Below are 20,414 nucleotides of genomic sequence, written 5' to 3'. Positions count from 1 at the left end.
TCGCGGGGTGAGGACTACTGGTCGGAGTGAACCTGCTCGGGCTGGTCGGCGTCGAAGACGCCCTGCGCTTCGGGGGCCTGCTCCGCGGGTGCCTCCTCCACGGGCGCGGCCGACTCGGCGGCCGCGGGGGTCTCCGCCGCAGCGGCGCGCGGGCGGCGGGTGCGCGGAGTCGTGGTGCGCGGGGTGGTGGTCCCGGCGGCTCGGCGCGTGCGGGTGGTACGCGGGGGCGCGGCCTCGCCGTCGGCGCCCTCGGTGGCGGTCCCAGCGGAGGCCGCGGGGGTGCGCCGCGCGCGGGTGCGGCGCACCGGAGCCGGGGCAGGAGCGTCAGCAGCGACCGCCGGCTCTGTCGGCTCCGTCGCCTCGGCAGGTGCGGCGGGCAGCTCGGCGACGGGCTCCGGTGCCTCGACGGCAGCGGTGGCGGTGGCCTCGTCGGCCTGGCCCTGGCGACGGGCGAGCTTGCGCGAGAGCTCTTCGTGCTCGCGGCGCGCCTCGTCAGCAGCGACATCGGCGCTGCGGGCGGCCTTGTCAGCCTTCTTGGTCTTGGTCTTGAGGTCGTCGAGGGTGCCCTTGGCCTTCACGAAGGCCTTCTCGGCGACGGCCAGGGCCTTGCGGGCCTCCTTGCGCGCGGCCTTGGCGGCATCGACAGCGGCGGTGGCATCGTCGTGGCGGCGGGTCGCCTCCTCGCGACGGGCGGCCGTCTCGGCCTTGGTGGCGATCGCAGTGTCCAAGGCGACCTGCGCGGCGCGCACCCGGTCCGCGAGGTCCACCGAGGGGCTCTTGCTCTTCTTCTTGGCCATGGATGTACGTCCTACACCCCGTGAGCTGGGACGTCCTCTCGGGGTCGCCCGTCTGCCCAGCGCGGCACCGGTCCGGCGGGCAGCCGAGTGGTGGCATCGCCGCGCGCGCCGTCGAGCTGGGCGGTCGTGAGAAACAGGGCTCCGGTGAGATCAGCGCCGCGCAGATCCGCTGCCCGCAGGTCAGCGCCGAGCAGGTCGGCGAGCCTGAGGTCGGCGTCGCGCAGGTCGGCCCCGAGCAGCAGCGCGCCCCGCAGGTCAGCTCCCCGAAGGCGTGCGCCGCGCCACCGCTTCCCGGAGAGGTCGGCGCCCCGGTGACGGGCGAGGCGGCCGGGCACCGCGGCGCGCAGGGCACGGCTGGTGCGCTCCAACAGGGGACCGGCAGCCCGCCGCTGCGCGGCGACGTCGACCTCGACCAGCTCCTCGCGGCCGGCCCCCGCGACCTCCTCGACGTGCGCCCTCAGCGCCGCGACCTCGTCGCGCAGCCGCCCCGGGTGCAGCAGCTCGCAGGCCTCGGTGAGGTGCCAGAGCACTTCGTGCACGCCCCGCAGGGCAGCCAGTACGCCGGGAAGGTCGGGGGCTTCGCGCAGCAGGTCCGCCGGAGCCGGTGGCCCACCGGGCCGCTGCCCGAAGACCACCTCGACGGCACGCTGCCCCGCGCCGAAGCAGTCGAAGGTCACGCACCCCGGGAAGCCACGCGGCACCAGCTCGTCGTGGATGCGGCACCGCGCGTCGGCCCGCAGGTTCGGACAGGGCATGCCGGCGGGCTTGTCGAAGGCGAAGTCGGCCGATCGGGAGAACGCCGGCAGCACGCAGCACAGCCCGGCGCACCGGCCGCAGTCGGCCCGCAGCGCCGACCTGTCAGGCACCCGGCTCCCCGGACTCGCCCTCGGCGCCGCCCTGGGGTTCGTCCTGGGATTCACCCTGGGGTTCGGCCTCGGCCTCGGCGTCAGGTGCCGGCGGCGGGCCGTCACGCAGCAGCGCTTCGAACCCGGCCTCGTCGAGCACGGGCACGCCCAGCTCCTCGGCCTTGGCGGCCTTGCTGCCGGGGCTGTCGCCCACCACCACGTAGGAGGTCTTCTTCGACACCGACGACGACGCCTTGCCCCCGCGCGACAAGATCGCCTCCTTGGCCTCGTCGCGGCTGAACCTCTCCAGCGATCCGGTGACGACGATGGTCAGCCCCTCGAGGTTCTTCTCCACCCCGGCGACGGCCTCGTCCGCCATGGACACCCCCGCCGCGGCCCAGGCGTCGACGACGGCGACGTGCCAGTCGTGCGAGAACCACTCCACCACCGCCTCGGCGATGATCGGTCCGACGCCGTCGGCGGCGGCCAGCTCCTCCTGGGAGGCCGCGCGGAGGGCGTCCATCGAGCCGAACCGCTGCGCGAGCGCCCGCGCCGCCGTCGGCCCCACGTGCCGGATGGACAGGCCGACGAGCACGCGCCACAGCGGTCGGTCCTTGGCGGCCTCGAGGTTGGCGAGCAGCCGCATCCCGTTGGCGTTGAGGACGCGCGCCTCGCCCTCACCCTTCTTCGGGGCACGGGTGAACAAGGGCACGGCCAGCAGGTCTTCCGCCGTGAGCGCGAACAGGCCGGACTCGTCGGGGAGCACCTGGCGCCCGTCGTCGTCCTTCTCGGTCAGCGCCGCGGCCGCCTCGTACCCCAGGGCCTCGATGTCGAAGGCACCACGCCCGGCCAGGTGGAAGACCCGCTCGCGCAGCTGCGCCGGGCAGGTACGCGCGTTGGGGCAGCGCAGGTCGGCGTCGCCCTCCTTCTCGAAGCGCAGCTCGGTGCCGCACTCGGGGCAGTGGGTGGGCATCTCGAAGGCGCGCTCGGTGCCGTCCCGCAGGTCGACGACGGGCCCGAGCACCTCGGGGATGACGTCGCCGGCTTTGCGGACCACCACCGTGTCGCCGATGAGCACGCCCTTGCGGACCACTTCGCTGCCGTTGTGGAGGGTGGCCATCTGCACGGTGGAGCCGGAGACCTTGACGGGTTCCATGTGCGCGAACGGGGTGACCCGGCCGGTGCGGCCCACGTTGACGCGGATGTCGAGGAGCTTGGTGGTGACCTCCTCGGGCGGGTACTTCCACGCGATGGCCCACCGCGGGGCACGGGACGTGGCGCCGAGGCGACGCTGCTGGGCCACCTCGTCGACCTTGACCACCACACCGTCGATCTCGTGCGCGATCGCCGCGGCTCCCGATCGCGAGTGGCGGTGCTCGCCGTAATAGTCGATGTACGCCTGGATCTCCTCCAGCGACTCCACCACGCGGTACGCCGGCGAGGTGGGCAGGCCCCAGGAGCGCAACAGCTCGTACGTCTGCGACTGGCTGGCAGGCTCCAGGCCGCCGCGCACGCCCAGACCGTGGACGATCATCGACAGCGGGCGCGAGGCGGTGACGCGCGGGTCCTTCTGGCGCAGCGACCCGGCGGCGGCGTTGCGGGGGTTGGCGAAGGGAGCCTTCCCGGCCTCCACGAGGGAGGCGTTGAGCGCCTCGAAGTCGGCGACGGGGAAGAACACTTCCCCGCGCACCTCGAACCGGTCCGGGAAGCTCGAAGGGTCGCCGTTGAGCTGCTGCGGCACGGCGTCGATGGTGCGGATGTTGTGGGTGACGTCCTCACCGGTGCGCCCGTCGCCGCGGGTGGCCGCCAGCACGAGGCGCCCGCGTTCGTAGCGCAGGTTCACTGCCAGGCCGTCGATCTTGAGCTCGCACAGCCAGCGCACGGGCGGGGCCTCCTCGCGCCCGTCGGACAGGTCGCGCTGCACCCGCGCCACCCACGCCGCCAGCTCCTCGCGGGTGAAGACGTTGTCGAGGCTGAGCATCCGCTCGAGGTGGTCGACCGGGGTGAAGTCCGTGCTGAACGTCCCCCCGACGACCTGCGTCGGGGAATCGGGCACGCGCAGGTCGGGGTAGCTGTCCTCCAGGGCCTCCAGGCGGCGCAGCAGCGCGTCGAACTCGCCGTCGGCCAGAGTCGGGGCGTCGCGCACGTAGTAGGCGAACCTGGCCGCGCGGACCTGCTCGGCCAGCTCGTCCCACTCCCGGCGCGCCTCCGGCGGGGCGCTCTGGAGCTCCGGCGCCGTCTGCGAGGAAGCGTCCTGCGATGTCACCCGTCCAGTCTGCCCAGCACCCCTGACAGTCCGACCAGCAGCCGACCAGCAGCCGACCAGCAACCGGTCGGCAGCTACCTGCGGCCACCCCGTCGGCGCACCACCACCACGCCGAGCACCGCGGCGGTGAGCGCCAGGTAGGCCATGACCAGCAGCTCCGCCCCCTCCCCCGTCCGCAGTGCGAGGCCCGTGACGGCCGGGTCACCGAGCAGGAGGCGGTTCACCACGAGGAACGCCAGGTGGTAGCCCACGCACGCCCACACCGACCCGACCACGGCCCGCACCAGCAGGAGCACCACACCGAAGCTCGCCAGCAGCACGGCATAGGCGACCGGGTCCTGCCCGCCGGGTGCGAAGGTCGCGGGCGGCACCGCCACGCCGAACCACTCCCCCAGCTGCGCCGTCGCCCAGATCGCGGCGGCCGGCGCGAGCACGAAGGCGGCCGTCGTCACCAGGCCCGCCAGCCACCCGGGCAGGTGTCCACGCAGCCCGCCGAACACGCCGCCCCGCAGCGCCAGCTCCTCCGGCACCGCCTCCAGAGCCGCGGCCAGCAGCAGCGTCACCACGAGCCAGCGCACCAGCAGCCATCCGTCCACCCCGGTCACCGTGAAGCCCGCCGCACCACCCGCCAGGTGGTCGGCGAGCAGCACGAGCCCGGCCGCCGTCAGCCCGACGGCCGCTCCCGCGAGCGCCAGCACCGGCGTGCGCAGCGCCAGGACGGACGGCCAGCGGGCGCGGCCGTGGGCCATGAGCACCAGCGGCACGGTGACGAGGAGGACGACGACGGCGGGCACCGCGTCCAGCACCGCCCCGGAGGCCCCGGCGCCGCGGGCGGCGGCGAGGGCGACCCCGGCCAGGCCGAGGGCCAGCACGAAGGCGAGCCAGGAGGCCACGGCACGGGCGACGTCACCGGTGAGCCTGTCCTGCGAGGACGGTCGAGCAGGTGCCACACCTCCACCCTGCCGGGCGCCTCAGGCCTCGGCGAGCACCTCGTCCAGCGCGTCGGCGGTCGCCGCGAGGCGGCGCAGCGCGGCGGCGGCGGCAGCCGGTGACAGCGCCGCGAGCCCCGTCGACGTCGTTACCACCACCTGCGCCAGCTGGGAGGCGGGCAGGCCGATCCGGTCCCAGGGGGTCCGGACGGCTGCCAGCAGGGCGGAGACCTCGGGAAGCGGCGCGCCGCCTGCCACGGCGGGTACGTCGAGGACGCCCAGGTGCAGCTCCTGGCCGGCCTCGAGGGCCTCGGCGAGCTGCTCCCACAGTGCGGTGCCGAGCGGCCGGGACGGTGGCGCCGCGATCACGAGGGCATCGGCGCCTGCGGTGCGCAGCAGAGGCCAGACCTCCGTCGACGAGGAGGACGACGACGGCGCGTCTCCTGCTGCGGGTGCGGCGCTGCGCAGCGCGGTCCGCACGCCCGCGGCGCGCAGCGCGCCGGTGAGCTCGCGGAGGGCGTCGCGGGCGCGCTGGGCGTCGACGGCGCGCAGCCGGCCCCAGCCGCTCGCGGTGGGCACGCGGCCCTCGAGGACGGCGGACAGCGACGGTTCGTCGACCTGCACGAGCAGCTGCGCGCCCGGCACGAGGCGCTGGACATCGGCGGTGTGCTGCAGCAGTCCCTCGACGAGGGAGCCCAGCAGGTCGCGGGCGGCGCCCTCGTCGACGACGGCGCGCTCACCGCGTGGCAGCCACACGGACGCGGCGAGGCTCCACGGACCCAGGACCTGCAGCTTCAGCGGTCCGCTGTAGCCGTCGGCGGCCTCGGCGAGGGCGTCGAGATCGGCGGTGCGCATCGACGCCGCGCGCCGGGCGTCGCGCCCGGGGTGGTCGACCAGGCGCCACCCCACTGGCTGCAGGTCGACAGGCATCTCGACCAGCAGCGCCGCGGTGCGGCCCGTGGGGTCGGCGCCCGGGCCGCGGGCGGGCAGCTCGGGCGCGAAGGGCACGTGCTCGGCGCCCAGCTCGCCGATGACGGCGCGGGCAGCCTCCAGGGGGTGCTCCCCGGGCCAGGCCCCGGTGGCGGTGGCTCTCACGCGGCGAGGGTCGCTGACCCGACGACGCGCGTGCCGTCGTACAGCGCGAGCAGCTGACCGGGTGCCACGCCGCGGGCGGGCTCGTCGAGCCGGACGCGCACGCCGCCGTCGTCGTCGAGGTCTTCCACCGTGCAGGGCAGCTCGGCGCCGTGGGCGCGCACCTGCGCGCCCAGACGCTGCCCCGACTGGGGGGCAGGGCCGCACCAGACGGCGCCGTCGCCGGACAGGACGTCGACGGCGAGCTCCTCGGCGGAGCCGACCACCACCCGCCGCTCGGCCACGGACACCGACAGCACGTAGCGGGGCTTGCCGTCGGCCGCGGGCACCCCCAGGCGCAGCCCGCGGCGCTGGCCAACGGTGTACCCGGCGGCGCCGTCGTGAGTACCGACACGGCGGCCGGAGCTGTCAACGACGTCGCCGGGCTCGCGTGCGCCCTCGGGCAGCCGGGCTCCCAACCAGGCGCGGGTGTCACCGTCTGGCACGAAGCAGATGTCGGTGCTGTCGGGCTTGTCCGCGAGCGCGAGCCCGCGGGCGGCGGCCTCGGCGCGGACCTCGTCCTTGGTGGCCGCCGTGCCCAGGGGGAACAGGGCCGTCGCGAGGCGGTGCGGCGGCAGTACTGCCAGCACGTACGACTGGTCCTTGGCGAGGTCGTGGCTGCGGTGCAGCTCCCGGGTGCCCGTGACCGCTTCAGCACCCTCGACGATGCGCGCGTAGTGGCCGGTGGCCACGGCGTCGAAGCCCAGCGCGAGCGCCCGGTCGGCCAGCGCGGCGAACTTCACCTTCTGGTTGCACCGCACGCACGGGTTGGGGGTGCGGCCGGCGGCGTACTCGGCGACGAAGTCGTCGACGACGTCGCGCCCGAACCGCTCCGACAGGTCCCACACGTAGAACGGGATGCCGAGGACGTCGGCGGCACGCCGCGCGTCGCGGGAGTCCTCGATGGTGCAGCAACCGCGTGCCCGGCCCGGTGTTGCGCTCGGAGAAGCGCTGGCCAGAGCCAGGTGAACGGCGACGACCTCGTGCCCGGCGTCGACGGCACGCGCCGCGGCGACCGCGGAGTCGACGCCGCCGGACAGCGCCGCGAGGACCCTCATCGCCGCCTCACGACCCCGCGAGCGCGAGGCCCGCAGTGCGCGCCCGCTCGACCACGGGGCCGAGCACCTCGACGACGCGCGCGACGTCGGCGGTGGTGCTCGTGCGGCCCAGGCTGAAGCGCAGGGCCCCTGCGGCGTCGGCGTCGGACAGGCCCATCGCGCGCAGCACGTGGCTGGGCTGGGGCACGCCGGCGGTGCACGCCGAGCCGGTGGAGCACTCCACGCCGCGGGCGTCGAGCAGGTAGAGCAGGGCGTCGCCCTCGGCGCCCGGCACGGTGATGTGGAGGAGCCCGGGGAGGCGGTGCTCCTCGCGGACCGCGCCGCGCACCACCGCGTCGGGGACGACGGCGAGCACCCCCGCGGCCAGCTGGTCACGCAGGGCGCGCAGGGCCGCGGCGCGCTCGTCGAGGGTGGCGACGGCGGCCGTGGTGGCCACGGCGAGCCCGCGGGCGGCGGCGGCATCGACGCTGCCGGAGCGCACGCCGCCCTCCTGGCCGCCGCCGTGGAGCACGGGCACGAGCGGGGTGCCGCGGCGCAGCACGAGACCACCGACCCCGGTCGTGGCTCCCAGCTTGTGGCCGGTGAACGACAGGGCCGTCAGACCCGAGGCGGCGAAGTCGACGGGGACCTGGCCGACGGCCTGCACGGCGTCGGAGTGCACCGGGATGCCGTGGCGCGCCGCGAGCTCGACCACCTCGGCGATCGGCTGCAGCGTGCCGACCTCGTTGTTGGCCCACATGACGCTGATGAGCGCCACGGACGCGGGGTCGCGCTCGACGGACTCGCGCAGCGCGTCGAGGCGCAGCCGCCCCTCGCCGTCGACGGGGAGCTCCTCGACCTGGGCGCCCAGGCCCGCCGGGTGCTCGCCGAGCCAGTGCGCCGGGTCGAGCACGCCGTGGTGCTCCACCGCGGAGACCAGGATCCGCGTGCGTCGCGGATCTCCGTCCGCACCGGAGCGGCGCGCCCAGTACAGGCCCTTGACCGCGAGGTTGTCGGACTCGGTGCCTCCGCCGGTGAGCACCACTTCACCCGGTCGGGCGCCGATGGCCGCGGCGATCTCCTCGCGCGACTCCTCCACGACACGCCGCGCGGCGCGCCCGGAGCTGTGCAGAGCGGAGGCGTTGCCGGCGCGGGTCATCTCGGCGAGCACCGCCTCGGCCGCAGCGGGCAGCACCGGGGTGTCGGCAGCATGGTCAAGGTATGCCGTCACACGACCGAGGGTACGTGCATGCGGCAGAGTCTTCCCTCGTGAGCAGCACGAGCAGCACGTCTTCGACGCTCGGCGTCCGCCTGCACGAGACGGGCGCGAGCGCCGCCGTCGTCGCTACCCACGCCGACGCCGTCGACGTCTGCCTGCTCGACCCCACGCCGGCCTCCTCGGGCGCGCCGGGCTGGGTGGAGCGGCGCGTGCCCCTGACCCGCCGGCCCGGTGGCCTGTGGACGGGCGAGCTGCCCGGCGTGCGTGCCGGCCAGCGGTACGGCCTGCGCGTCGACGGCCCCTGGGAGCCGGCCGCCGGCCTGCGCCACGACCCCTCGAAGCTGCTGCTCGACCCGTACGCCCTCGCCGTCGAGGGCGAGCTGCGGTGGGGTCCGGAGCTGTTCGCGCACGAGGTCGACGGGCCGCAGTGGCTCCCCCGCGACCCGGCCGCGAGCCAGCGGCGCAGCGGGCTCGACAGCGCCGGGCACGTGCCCGTCGGCGTCGTCGTCGAGGCTCCCGTGGCCGACCCGGCGAGCCGCCCCCGCACCCCCTGGTCGAGCACGGTGGTCTACGAGGCCCACCTGCGCGGCCTCACCATGCTGCACCCCGACGTGCCGCCGGAGCTGCGCGGCACCTGGGCGGGCCTGGCACACCCCGCCGTCGTCGAGCACCTCTCCGGGCTGGGTGTCACGGCGGTGGAGCTGCTGCCGGTGCAGGCCATCGGCAACGAGGTGTCCCTGGCCCGCCGCGACCAGAAGAACTACTGGGGCTACTCCACGCTGAGCTGGTTCGCCCCCGAGCCGCGCTACGCGAGCGCCGCGGCGCGGGCCGCGGGTCCGGCGGCCGTGCTCGCCGAGGTGCGCGACGCGATCGCGGCGCTGCACGCGGCGGGGCTGGAGGTGCTGCTCGACGTCGTCTACAACCACTCCTGCGAGGGGCACGCTCACGACGGGCCGACGCTGTCGCTGCGCGGGATCGACGCCGCCGGCTACTACCGGCTCGACGGCGGTCGCGACGTCGACTCCACCGGCTGCGGCAACAGCCTCGACTTCGGCCGCCCGCAGTGCGTGCGCCTGGCGATGGACTCCCTGCGCCACTGGGTCACGGCCTTCGGGGTGGACGGGTTCCGCTTCGACCTGGCGCCCACGCTGGGGCGCGGTCTGGACGGCGCCTACCGCCCCGACGCCCCGCTGCTGCTGGCGATGGGCGCCGACCCGGTGCTGTCCGACGTGAAGCTCATCTCCGAGCCGTGGGACCTGGGGCCGAACGGGTGGCGCACGGGTGACTTCCCGCAGCCGTTCGCGGAGTGGAACGACAGGTTCCGCGACGGCGCCCGCGAGTTCTGGCTCGCCGTGCCCGGCCGCGCCTCGCGCGGGGAGCCCACCGGCTCGGGCCTGGGCGAGCTGGCGCTGCGTCTGACGGGCTCGGCGGACCTGTTCGGCGGCGGCCCGAACGACCGCGGGCCGCTGGCGTCGATGAGCTTCATCACCGCCCACGACGGGTTCACCCTGGCCGACGCGTGCGCCTTCGACTACAAGCACAACCACGCCAACGGCGAGGACAACCGCGACGGCACCGACTCCAACCGGTCCTGGAACCACGGCATGGAGGGATGGCCGGGCGAGGGCGGTACCGCCGCCGGTCCGCTGGACGTTATCGACGACGCGCACCCCGTCGACCCCGACGAGCTCATGATCTCGGCGATGCGGCGCCGCTCCATGCGCAACCTCCTGGCCACGCTGGTGCTCTCGGCCGGCGTCCCGATGATCACTGCCGGTGACGAGATCGGCAGGACGCAGGGCGGCAACAACAACCCGTACTGCCTCGACGACGAGACCTCGTGGATCGACTGGCACCTGGCGCCCTGGCAGGAAGACCTGCTGGCCAGCACCCGTGAGCTGCTCGGGCTGCGCGCCGCGCACCCGGTGCTGCACGCGGAGCAGCCGCCGCGTTCAGCCCGCGCCGACGCCGTGGCCGGCGCCCCGCAGCTCACGTGGTGGGACGTCGAGGGCGGCCCGATGGACCCCGAGGACTGGCAGGACCCGCAGAACCGCACGGTGCAGGTGTACCTGGGCGCCGACCAGACCGGCGGGGACGACGTCCTGCTCGTGCTCGCCGGTGACCTCGACGACGAGTCACTCGTGCTGCCGCCCCAGCCCGGGGTCCGCGGGTACCGGCTGCTGTGGGACAGCGCCGTCGAGCGCTACCCCGCCGGCGCGCTCGGCGAGCTGGACGTCGTCGGCACGAAGGTGCCGGTCAGCGCCCTGTCGGTGCGCCTGTACCGGCCCTACGCCTCATCTCACGACGACGACGGCGACGGCGACGGCGAGCCGGCCGGCCAGAGCACGGCTCCGTCGGAGCCGACGACGGCCGTGAGGTAGGTCTCGTCGAAGACGGTGGTCGGGTCCGGGACGGTCGTCAGTTCTCCGGACCCGACCAGCACCTGGGCCTCGGCGCTCAGCGCCGCAGCGTCGACGAAGCCGATGGGCTTCCCGGCGGGGGTGGAGTCCGCGACGAGCTTCGACTCGGTGGTGAACACCTGCTCGTTGTGCGCCACGTCGAAGCCAGCGCTGCTGCCTGACTTGTCGGCCGCGGCCTGCACGCACTGCTGCAGTTCGGTCTGGCAGACCTCGTGGGCGTGCAGCAGGGCACGGAGGAAGTCCTGCACGGCCGTGGGGTGCTCCTTGGCGAACGCGGGGTTGGCGATCACCTGCCCGAACGAGCCGACAACGCCGTAGTCCTCGGGGTTCCACTGGGTGATCTGGTCGCCCATGGCCGCCAGCGTCAGCGGCTCGTTGGACTTGTACCCCGTCAGCGACTGCACCTGGCCGCGCACCAGCACGGTGGGGTCGTAGCCGACCTTCACCTGCTGGATGGACCCCAGGTCGACCCCGGCGGTGACGAGCATGGCGCGCAGCGGCGCCGGGAGGCTGCCCTTGTGGCCGAGGGTGGTGCCGTCGAGCTGCTTGAGGTCGGTGATGCTCGGCTCGGTCATGAGGGTGGCGATCGGCACGTGACCGAAGGTGGCAACACCGACGACGTCGGCTCCCCCGACCACCGCGAGCATCGCCTCCGCCGCGCTCCCGACGCCCGACAGCTGGGCGCGGCCGGCAGCCGTGAGCTGAGCGCCCTGGGCGGTGTCACCGCTGCCGGGCTGCAGCTGGACGTCGAGGCAGACGTCCTTGAAGAACCCCATCGACTCCGCGGCGACGGCCTCCAGGATGGTGGTGCTCGCCTGGTACTGGTAGCCGGTGAGGTAGGTGACGGTGCCGGCGTCACGGTTCTTCGCGCAGCGGTCGGCATCGATGACGCCGCTGGCGCTCGACGCGCCCCCGGAGGCCCCGGCCGGCTCGTCGGAGGAGCCTGAACAGGCGGACAGCAGGAGGACGGCGGTGGAGGCGGCCGCGAGCGCGGCCAGCGGAGAGCGGCGTCGGAGCGGGGTCACAGCGCCGATTGTCGGGCCTCGCGGCCCGGTGCGGTCCTGGACCGGTCGCGGTGCGGCCGCCGCGGTGGAGTCGAGAGTCAGGATCGAGCGGATCCTGCCCCGGGACTCCGCCGCCGCGGAGCCGCTCGAGTCGGCGGTCAGGAGCCGGCGGAGGCGGCCGCGATCGCCGTGCCCACCGCGCCCAGGTGGGCCGCACCCTGCAGGCCGTCGGTGGCGCCCGCTCGAGCGGACGGCTCGTGGCGGTAGCCGGGGTGGTTGCCGTAGCGGCGCTCGTTCGGGAACCCGAAGACGATGCCGTAGGCGTACGCGCCGGCCCGCCGCGGCAGCGACACCAACGCCCTGACCAGTGCAGACGTGATCGTCATGGCCGAACGGTAGACCCGGCGGGACCAGCCGTCCACAGCGCCGCGCGCGGGCGACCCGCCGGACATGCAGAAGTGCGCCACCAGTGCCGTGGATGCGCTCACAGCGGACTTCGGCATGCCCGGCGGGACGCCGGGTGTGACGTCAGACGTGCAGAACCCGGCCGGAGGCGGCCCTGGGGGCTTCCCAGCCGAGTTCTGCACGTCGGGCGTCACGCGCCCCAGCGAGACGGCCGCGGTCCAGCACTCGCTCAGCGCCGCCCCGGGGCGTAGCGGGCCAGCACCCGCCGCTCGACAGCGACCACCACGCCCAGCAGTGCCACGCCCATGACGGCGAGCACGATGATCGCGGCGTACACGGGCGCGAGCTGGTAGTTGGCGGCCGAGGTGGTGATGAGGGTTCCCAGGCCCGACGACGAGCCCGCCGCGACGAACTCCGCGACCACCGCTCCCACCACCGACAGCGGCAGCACCACGCGCAGCGCGGTGAACAGCGCGGGCAGCGCCGAGGGCAGCCGCAGCCGCAGGAGCACCTCGGCGCGGGAGGCGCGCAGCGAGCGCAGCACCATGAGCGCGTCCGGCGGGGCGGCCCGCAGCCCCTGCAGCAGCGTGACCAGCACGGGGAAGAAGACGACGACGGCGGTGACCAGCACCTTCGGCGTACGCCCGAAGCCGAACGCCACCACCAGGGCGGGGGCGAAGGCCACCACGGGCGTGGTGTTGAGCACTACAGCCAGCGGCAGGATGGCGCGCGCGAGCAGCGGCACCTCGCTCAGCAGGACGGCGAGCACGGCGGCCAGAACCCCGCCCAGCAGCACGCCCAGCAGGGCCGTCGACAGCGTGGTCCAGGCATCGGACAGGTAGGTGCCGGGTGAGCCGACCAGCTCGGCGACCACGTCGGCGGGCAGCGGCAGCAGGTACGTCTGGCCGCGCTCCACGAGGCGGGCGGCCACGAGCTGCCAGACCACCGCAAGGACCAGGAGCGCCACCACCGCCGGGGCCCAGATAGCCGGGTGCCACCAACGCCTCACCCGTGCTCCCCCGCCCAGGCGGCCGCCAGCTCACGGCGGAGCCGGTCCTCGACGGCGTGCATCGCGGCACCTCCCAGGTCGGCGCCGGCACGCGGTCGCGGCAGCCCGACGTCGACGACGTCGACCACGCGCCCCGGCGGGCCGGCCATGACCACCACCGTGTCGGACAGCACCACCGCCTCGCGCACCGAGTGCGTCACGAAGATCACGGTGGTGCGTACGTGCTCCCACAGCGCGAGCAGCTGGCGCCGCAGCGCCTCGCGGGTGATCTCGTCGACAGCGCTGAACGGCTCGTCGAGCAGCAGCACGCGCGGGCGCATCGCCACGGCACGGGCTAGGGCCACGCGCTGCTGCATGCCGCCGGACAGCTCGTGGGGGTACCTGTCGAGCGCGTCGCCCAGGCCGACCTCGCGGAGCACCTCCACGACGTCGCCGCGCTGCGCCACCCCGCCGGCGCGCTGGCGGCGGCGGTCGGCGGAGCGGTTGACGCGCGCTGGCAGCTCGACGTTGGAGCGCACCGTGAGCCAGGGCAGCAGCGCGGGGGTCTGCGGCACCAGGCCGATCTCCTTGTCGGCGGCAGCGACGCCGGGCGGGCGCCCGCAGACGAGCACCTCGCCGTCGTCGGGATCCTCCAGACCGGCGACGGCGCGCAGCAGGGTCGACTTCCCGCAACCGCTCGGTCCGATGAGACTGGTGAAGCTCCCCTCGGGTACGTGCAGGTCGAGGCCTGCGATGGCGTCAAACCTGCCGTCGACCCTGCCGTCGACCCTGCCCCCGACAGCCCCGCGGCCTGCGGCGCCCGGATAGGAGCGCCGCAGGCCGCGGACAGTGATCATCGGTGGCTCAGCGACGGGTCACGCGCTGGTGACGAGCGCGGTCTCGGCGGCGCTGGCCTGCGCGCCGTGGCGCGGCAGGACACGCACGGTGTAGCCGAACGCGCCGGAGCGCCGCAGCACCACGGTGCCGCTGAAGAGGTGGCGGCCCTCCTCGTAGCTCTCCTCCAGTGCCAGCGGGGCGGCGGACGTCTCCAGCAGCTCGTCGTCGACGTCGACGCGGCCGTGCACCACCTGCACCTCGACGTCGGACGGCGAGAGCTGCCCGAGCGAGACGTAGGCGGCGACGCGCACCTCGTCGCCGACTTCCGGTGAGTCGCTGACGCCGCCGGACTCGACGTGGTCGACCCGCACGCCGTTCCACATCGCGCGGACGCGGCCCTTCCACGCGGCGAGGTCGCGCGCCCCGGCGAAGTCATCGGCCGCGAGCGCGGCACCGGAGGTCGCCGCGGGCACGTACAGGGTGGTGACGTAGTCCTGCACCATACGCGTGGCCTGCACCTTGGGCGCGAGCGTGGCGAGGGTGTGCTTGATCATCTCCAGCCAGCGGCCGGGAAGGCCTGCGGCGTCTCGGTCGTAGAAGCGCGGCGCGACCTGGGTCTCGATGAGGTCGTAGAGCGCGGCGGCCTCGAGGTCGTCGCGGCGGTCGGGGTCCTCGACGCCGTCGGCGGTCGGGATCGCCCAGCCGTTCTCGCCGTCGAACCACTCGTCCCACCACCCGTCGAGGATCGACAGGTTGAGACCGCCGTTGAGGGCGGCCTTCATGCCGGAGGTGCCGCAGGCCTCGAGCGGGCGCAGCGGGTTGTTGAGCCACACGTCGACGCCCGGGTACATGGTCTGCGCCATGCGGATGTCGTAGTTGGGCAGGACGACGATGCGGTGGCGCACGCCGGCGTCGTCGGCGAACTGCACCATCCGCTGCAGGAGCCGCTTGCCGGAGTCGTCCGCAGGGTGGCTCTTGCCGGCGATGACCAGCTGCACCGGGCGGGTCGGGTGGGTGAGCAGCGCCTTGAGGCGCTCGGGGTCGCGCAGCATGAGCGTGAGGCGCTTGTACGTGGGCACGCGGCGGGCGAAGCCGATGGTGAGCACGTCGGGGTCGAGCGCGTCGTTCACCCAGGCCAGCTCGGCCGGTGACGCCCCGCGCCGCAGCCAGGAGGAGCGCACGCGGCGGCGGGCGTCGGCCACGAGCTGGGCGCGCAGCTCGCCGCGCAGGCTCCACAGTTCCTTCTCGTCGAGCGCGGCGGCGGCACCGGCCTGGTCGGAGGCGTCGGCACCGCCACCGGCGGCGGCGAGCAGGTCCACGACCTTGCGGTCGACCCAGGTCGGGGCGTGCACGCCGTTGGTGATGGAGGTGATGGGCGTCTCGTCGGCGTCGAAGCCCGGCCACAGGCCGGAGAACATGCCTCGGGAGACCTCGCCGTGCAGGGCGGAGACGCCGTTGGCGCGCTGCGCCAGGCGGAAGCCCATGACGGCCATGTTGAACACCGAGGGGTCACCGCCGGCGTAGTCCTCCGCGCCGAGGGCGAGCACCCTGTCGAGGGGGAGGTCGCCGAGGAAGCCGGACCCGCCGAGGTGCTCGGCGACGGCGTCGCGGCCGAACCTGTCGATGCCGGCGGGCACGGGCGTGTGCGTGGTGAACACGGTGGCGGCGCGGACGGCCTCGACGGCCTCGTCGAAGGTGAGGCCCTGCGCCGTGAGCTCGCGGATGCGCTCGACGCCAAGGAAGCCGGCGTGGCCCTCGTTGGTGTGGTAGACGGTCGGCTCCGGGGCGCCGGACAGACGCGACCACAGCCGTAGTGCGCGGACACCGCCGGCGCCGAGCAGCAGCTCCTGCTGGAGGCGGTGGTCGCCGCCGCCGCCGTAGAGGCGGTCGGTGACGTTGATGGCGGCCTCGTCGTTGCCGGTGACGTCGGAGTCGAGCAGGAGCAGCGGGACGCGGCCGACGTCGGCCTTCCACACGTGCGCCAGTAGAGTCCGGCCGTGCGGCAGCGGGAGGGACACCACGGCGGGTGTGCCGTCGGCCTCGCGCAGCTGCGTCAGGGGCAGCCCGTCGGGGTCGGAGACGGGGTAGGTCTCCGTCTGCCAGCCGTCGCGGCTGAAGGCCTGCTTGAAGTAGCCGGCCTTGTAGAGCAGCCCGACGCCGACGATCGGCACGCCCAGGTCGGAGGCGGCCTTGAGGTGGTCACCAGCCAGGATGCCCAGACCACCGGAGTACTGCGGCAGCACCGAGGTGATGCCGAACTCCGGGGAGAAGTAGGCGATGGCCTCCGGCAGCAGAGCGGGGCCCCCGGCTGGGCTCTGGCGGGCCTGCTCCTGATACCAGCGGTCGCCCGTGAGGTAGGCCTTGAGGTCAGCCGCGGCCGCCGTGACGGCCTTCACCACGGCGCGGTCGGCCGCGAGTTCGGCGAGGCGCTCGGGCGACAGGGAGCCCAGGAGCGCCACCGGGTCATGACGCAGGGACTGCCACTTCGCAGGGTCGAGGCTGGCGAAGAGGTCCTGCGTCGGGGCGTGCCAGGACCACCGCAGGTTGGTGGCCAGCTCTCCGAGAGGCGCCAGCTTCTCCGGTAGCGCAGTGCGGACGGTGAACCGTCGGATCGCTCTCACGGTGGCCGAACCTATGCCAGCGCCTCCCCGGTCTGCGAGCGCACCGACAGCTGCACTGTGGGCGCAGACGGGTAACGCCGCCGGCCGCTGATCCGGATCGATCTCGGGTGTCGTTCGCGCGGGCGGCTCGATAGGTTCGACGTCGTGACCGCTGAGTCCCTCGTGACCGCTGAGTCCCCCCTCGAGCCCGAGCTGAGCCTGGACGAGCCCCAGCCGCGGCCCGACGACGTCTCCGAGCCCGGACCGGAGCCCGAGCCGGTGATCGCCCCCTCCCCCAGCGGGCTGGGGCGCATCCCCGTCCTCGACACCAGCCCGGTGGTCGACGGCGGCCGGTGGGCGGCCAAGGCCGTCGTCGGAGAGGCCGTGCCCGTGCGCGCCACGGTCTTCCGTGAAGGGCATGACGCCGTCAACGCCTCGGCGGTGCTCGCCCGCCCCGACGGCACCATCCGCACGCGCATCACGATGACTCCGCTCGACCCCGGCACCGACCGCTGGGAGGCGTGGGTGGTGCCCGACTCCCCGGGCGACTGGACGTTCTGGGTCGAGGGCTGGAGCGACCCGTACGGCACATGGGACCACGACGCCACCATCAAGGTCCGCGCCGGCGTCGACGTCGAGCTCATGCTCATCGAGGGGGCGCTCCTGCTGGAGCGCGCCGCGGCCCGCGAGGGCCTGCCCGAGCAGGCCGTCCACGTGCTGCACGGCGCGGCGTGGGCCCTGCGCGACGCCGGCCGCCCCGCCGAGGCGCGCCTGGCCGCGGGCACCGCCGACCAGGTGCGCGCCGTCCTCGACGAGCACCCGCTGCGCGACATGGTCTCCCCCGGGCCGGTGATGCGGCTACGGGTGGAGCGCGAGCGCGCGCTGGTGGGCGCCTGGTACGAGATCTTCCCGCGCTCGGAGGGCGCCTGGCGCGACGAGCACGGCTCCTGGCACAGCGGCACGCTGCGCACCGCCACCACGGCCATCGACAGGGCCAAGGCGATGGGCTTCGACGTCGTCTACCTCACGCCCATCCACCCCATCGGCTCCACCAACCGCAAGGGCCGCAACAACACCCTCACCACCGAACCGGGAGACCCGGGCTCGCCGTACGGCATCGGCTCCGAGGCCGGCGGACACGACGCCATCCACCCCGACCTGGGCACCTTCGACGACTTCGACCACTTCGTGAGGTACGCGAACGACCGCGGCCTCGAGGTCGCCCTCGACATCGCCCTGCAGGCCTCGCCGGACCACCCGTGGGTGGGCGAGCACCCGGAGTGGTTCACCCGCCGCTCCGACGGCTCCATCGCCTACGCCGAGAACCCGCCGAAGAAGTACCAGGACATCTACCCGGTCAACTTCGACAACGACCCCGACGGCATCTACGCCGAGGTGCTGCGCGTGGTGCTGGTGTGGGTGCGGCACGGCGTGAAGCTGTTCCGCGTCGACAACCCGCACACCAAGCCGGTGGTGTTCTGGGAGTGGCTCATCGCGAAGGTCCGCGAGGTCGACCCGGACGTGCTGTTCCTGTCCGAGGCCTTCACCAAGCCCGCCATGATGCGGGCGCTGGCCAAGGTCGGCTTCGCGCAGAGCTACACGTACTACGCGTGGCGCAACACCCGCCAGCAGCTCACCGACTACCTGCTGGAGCTCACCACCGGCGGTGACGAGCCCGGCACCGGTGACGCCGCCCGCGGCGGCACCGCCGACTACCTGCGGCCCAGCTTCTGGCCCACCACCCACGACATCCTCACGCCGTACATGCAGTTCGGTGGCCCGACGGCGCACGCCCTGCGCGCCGTCATCGCGGCCACGGCGGTGCCCACCTACGGCATCTACGCCGGGTACGAGCTGGTGGAGAACGTCGCGCGGCCGGGCGCCGAGGAGCACATCGACAACGAGAAGTACGAGTACAAGCAGCGCGACTGGGACGCCGGCGCCGCGTCCGGCCGTTCGCTGGCTCCGCTGCTCGCCAAGCTCAACTACGCGCGCCACCACCACCCGGCGCTGCAGCGTCTGCGGGGGCTGACCTTCCACACCGCCGACGACGACAACGTGCTCGCCTACTCGCGGCGCGTGCCGGCGGAGCAGTCGCCGACCGGCGCGGAGGACGTCGTCCTCGTCGTCGTCAATCTCGACCCGCACGCGACCCGCGAGACGATCGTCCACTTCGACATGCCGGCGCTTGGTCTGGCCCCGTGGGACTCGTTCTCCGCGCGCGACCTCATCAGCGGTGACACGTGGACGTGGTGGGAGAACACCTACGTCAAGCTCGGCCCCTCCACGACGCCCTTCCACGTGGTGGCCGTGACCCGTTCCGCCCCGGCGCCCAGTGACGACGATCACGACAGCCAGGACGACGGCGACGGCGACGGGGGCCAGCTCGCATGAGCACGCAGACCGCCCAGACAACGCCGACGACGGCGACGGCACCGACCGCCACTCCGGCCACTGGCACGCACCTGCACGACCTGCTCGGCCCGTGGGTGCCCCACCAGCGGTGGTACCCCGCCAAGGGCCGCGAGGCCCGCACCGAAGTGGTGGGGCGGCTCCTGCTGCCGTGGGCCGACCCGGAGGACGTGCGCGTCATCGTCCACGTGCTGCGCGTGACCACGGTCGCGGGCGGCGGCGCGGGACACGTCGACATCGTCCAGGTGCCGCTGGTGCACCGGCGCGCTCCGCGCTCCGGGTCCGACGCGGTCGCGGCGCTGCTCGGGGTGCTCACGGACCCCGACGGCATCGGCTGGTTCGTCTACGACGGCCCGCACGACCCGGCCTACGTCGAGGCGCTCCTGGCGCTGCTGGACGGGCAGATTTGCGGGGTTGCGCTGGACGCCACCGGGGAGCAGGCCGAGCACGCCGGCACTGCCGTGGGCCATCACCCCGCCGGCGTCGCGCCGCCGGAGCCCGGCACCCCGGCCCGCGTGCTGCGCGGTGAGCAGTCCAACACCTCGATCATCGTCGAGCCGGACGACGGCTCCGCGCCCGTCATCGTCAAGGTCTTCCGGACGCTGCACCCCGGCCGCAACCCCGATGTCGAGGTGCAGGCCTCGCTCGCCCCGACCGGCGTGCGCGCCGTCCCCGCGCTGGCGGGCTGGGTCGAGGGCTCCTGGCCGGTCAGCTCCGACCCGTCGCAGCCGCTGGTCTCCGGAGACCTCGCCGTCGCCTCGGAGTTCCTCGCCGGCGCGCAGGACGCCTGGCGCGAGGCCACTGCCGCCGTGGTGTCCGGAACCGACTTTTCCGAGCGGGCCCGCGCACTGGGCGCCGCGACCGCCCAGGTGCACGCCGCCCTGGCCGAGCAGCTGCCCAGCCGCCCGGCCGACGACGACGACGCCCGCCGCCTCGCCGAGGGCTGGCTCCAGCGGCTGGAGTGGGCGCTGTCCGAGGCTGACGTGCTGGCGCCGCGGGCCGACGCGCTCCGCGCGCGCGTGGCCTCCTCGGGATCGCTGGACGCTGCAACCCTCGGGACGCTGCAGCGCGTCCACGGCGACTACCACCTGGGCCAGGTGCTCGACGTGCCGGGCCGCGGCTGGGTGCTGCTCGACTTCGAGGGCGAGCCGCTGCGTCCGCTCGCCGAGCGGACCCTGCCCGACCTCGCACTGCGCGACGTCGCCGGGATGCTCCGCTCCTTCGACTACGCGGCCCGCCAGACGACGGTCGGGCTCACGGAGGGACCGGAAGCCGCAGCGGCCCGCGAAGCCGCGAGGAGCTGGGCAGACGCCGCGCGCGCGGCGTTCTGCGAGGGCTACGCCGCGGTGACCGGCGCCGACCCGCGCTCGGCGGGGACGCTGCTCGACGCGCTCGAGCTCGACAAGGCGCTCTACGAGGTGGTCTACGAGGTGCGCAACCGCCCCGCGTGGGTGCCGGTGCCGCTCGCCGCCATCGACAGGGTGCTCGCTGCGGGACCGGCGGCGTAGCAGCCTGTCGGACCTC

General features: G+C 74.5%; 15 protein-coding genes. 3 read left to right on the top strand and 12 right to left on the bottom strand.

The window, feature by feature from the left end:
• Positions 1–14 precede the first annotated feature (14 nt).
• From BXY45_RS01485 to BXY45_RS01455, 7 genes are all read right to left on the bottom strand, one after another.
• Entirely contained in the window at positions 15–797 is a 783-nt protein-coding gene (locus BXY45_RS01485; protein WP_109772494.1) for a hypothetical protein, read from the bottom strand.
• A gap of 11 nt (positions 798–808) precedes the next feature.
• Positions 809–1,663, bottom strand: coding sequence for a pentapeptide repeat-containing protein (locus tag BXY45_RS01480; RefSeq protein WP_109772493.1), 855 nt, complete (start codon positions 1,661–1,663; stop codon positions 809–811).
• Positions 1,656–3,908 carry an NAD-dependent DNA ligase LigA gene (gene ligA, locus BXY45_RS01475; RefSeq protein WP_109772492.1) on the bottom strand — a complete coding sequence of 751 codons (2,253 nt, stop codon included), beginning with the start codon at positions 3,906–3,908 and terminating at the stop codon, positions 1,656–1,658. Before ligA ends, BXY45_RS01480 begins: the two co-directional genes overlap by 8 nt.
• 74 nt (positions 3,909–3,982) lie before the next feature.
• Entirely contained in the window at positions 3,983–4,858 is an 876-nt protein-coding gene (locus BXY45_RS01470; RefSeq protein WP_109772491.1) for a CPBP family glutamic-type intramembrane protease, read from the bottom strand.
• A 21-nt stretch (positions 4,859–4,879) separates the two neighbouring features.
• Positions 4,880–5,932 carry a uroporphyrinogen decarboxylase/cobalamine-independent methonine synthase family protein gene (locus tag BXY45_RS01465; RefSeq protein WP_109772490.1) on the bottom strand — a complete coding sequence of 351 codons (1,053 nt, stop codon included), beginning with the start codon at positions 5,930–5,932 and terminating at the stop codon, positions 4,880–4,882.
• Entirely contained in the window at positions 5,929–7,026 is a 1,098-nt protein-coding gene (gene mnmA, locus BXY45_RS01460) for a tRNA 2-thiouridine(34) synthase MnmA (protein WP_109772489.1), read from the bottom strand. The genes BXY45_RS01465 and mnmA overlap by 4 nt, the downstream gene beginning before the upstream one ends.
• A gap of 7 nt (positions 7,027–7,033) precedes the next feature.
• Positions 7,034–8,236 carry a cysteine desulfurase family protein gene (locus BXY45_RS01455; RefSeq protein WP_109772693.1) on the bottom strand — a complete coding sequence of 401 codons (1,203 nt, stop codon included), beginning with the start codon at positions 8,234–8,236 and terminating at the stop codon, positions 7,034–7,036.
• Between the two features lie 38 nt (positions 8,237–8,274).
• On the opposite strand from BXY45_RS01455, the gene glgX reads away from it, so the two are divergent.
• The gene (glgX, locus tag BXY45_RS01450; protein WP_245961590.1) at positions 8,275–10,605 is read left to right on the top strand and encodes a glycogen debranching protein GlgX; all 2,331 of its coding nucleotides are present in this window, start codon (positions 8,275–8,277) and stop codon (positions 10,603–10,605) included.
• Here glgX and BXY45_RS01445 read toward each other — a convergent pair.
• From BXY45_RS01445 to glgP, 5 genes are all read right to left on the bottom strand, one after another.
• Positions 10,524–11,669, bottom strand: coding sequence for an ABC transporter substrate-binding protein (locus BXY45_RS01445; protein WP_109772487.1), 1,146 nt, complete (start codon positions 11,667–11,669; stop codon positions 10,524–10,526). The two genes, glgX and BXY45_RS01445, sit on opposite strands and share 82 nt — an antisense overlap.
• A 137-nt stretch (positions 11,670–11,806) precedes the next feature.
• Positions 11,807–12,034: a hypothetical protein gene (locus BXY45_RS01440; protein WP_146211041.1), complete on the bottom strand. Its 228-nt coding sequence runs from the start codon at positions 12,032–12,034 to the stop codon at positions 11,807–11,809.
• 248 nt (positions 12,035–12,282) lie between these two features.
• A complete protein-coding gene (locus tag BXY45_RS01435; RefSeq protein WP_211319132.1) occupies positions 12,283–13,062 on the bottom strand; it encodes an ABC transporter permease in 780 nt (259 codons plus the stop codon).
• Positions 13,059–13,898, bottom strand: coding sequence for an ABC transporter ATP-binding protein (locus BXY45_RS01430; RefSeq protein WP_109772484.1), 840 nt, complete (start codon positions 13,896–13,898; stop codon positions 13,059–13,061). The genes BXY45_RS01435 and BXY45_RS01430 overlap by 4 nt, the downstream gene beginning before the upstream one ends.
• Positions 13,899–13,916: 18 nt before the next feature.
• Positions 13,917–16,499, bottom strand: a complete 2,583-nt coding sequence (gene glgP, locus BXY45_RS01425; protein WP_109772692.1) for an alpha-glucan family phosphorylase — start codon at positions 16,497–16,499, stop codon at positions 13,917–13,919.
• Between the two features lie 144 nt (positions 16,500–16,643).
• Here glgP and BXY45_RS01420 point away from each other — a divergent pair, with 144 nt between their 5' ends.
• Entirely contained in the window at positions 16,644–18,872 is a 2,229-nt protein-coding gene (locus tag BXY45_RS01420; protein WP_245961589.1) for a maltotransferase domain-containing protein, read from the top strand.
• Positions 18,869–20,398 (top strand): maltokinase N-terminal cap-like domain-containing protein, encoded by a 1,530-nt coding sequence (locus BXY45_RS23675; protein ID WP_177524071.1) that lies wholly within the window; start codon positions 18,869–18,871, stop codon positions 20,396–20,398. Before BXY45_RS01420 ends, BXY45_RS23675 begins: the two co-directional genes overlap by 4 nt.
• Positions 20,399–20,414: the final 16 nt, after the last annotated feature.

This window comes from Quadrisphaera granulorum (assembly GCF_003149145.1).
In the GTDB taxonomy this organism is placed as follows: domain Bacteria; phylum Actinomycetota; class Actinomycetes; order Actinomycetales; family Quadrisphaeraceae; genus Quadrisphaera; species Quadrisphaera granulorum.
Note: the sequence above shows the minus strand (reverse complement) of the source record. Positions and strands in the feature narration are given on the sequence as shown.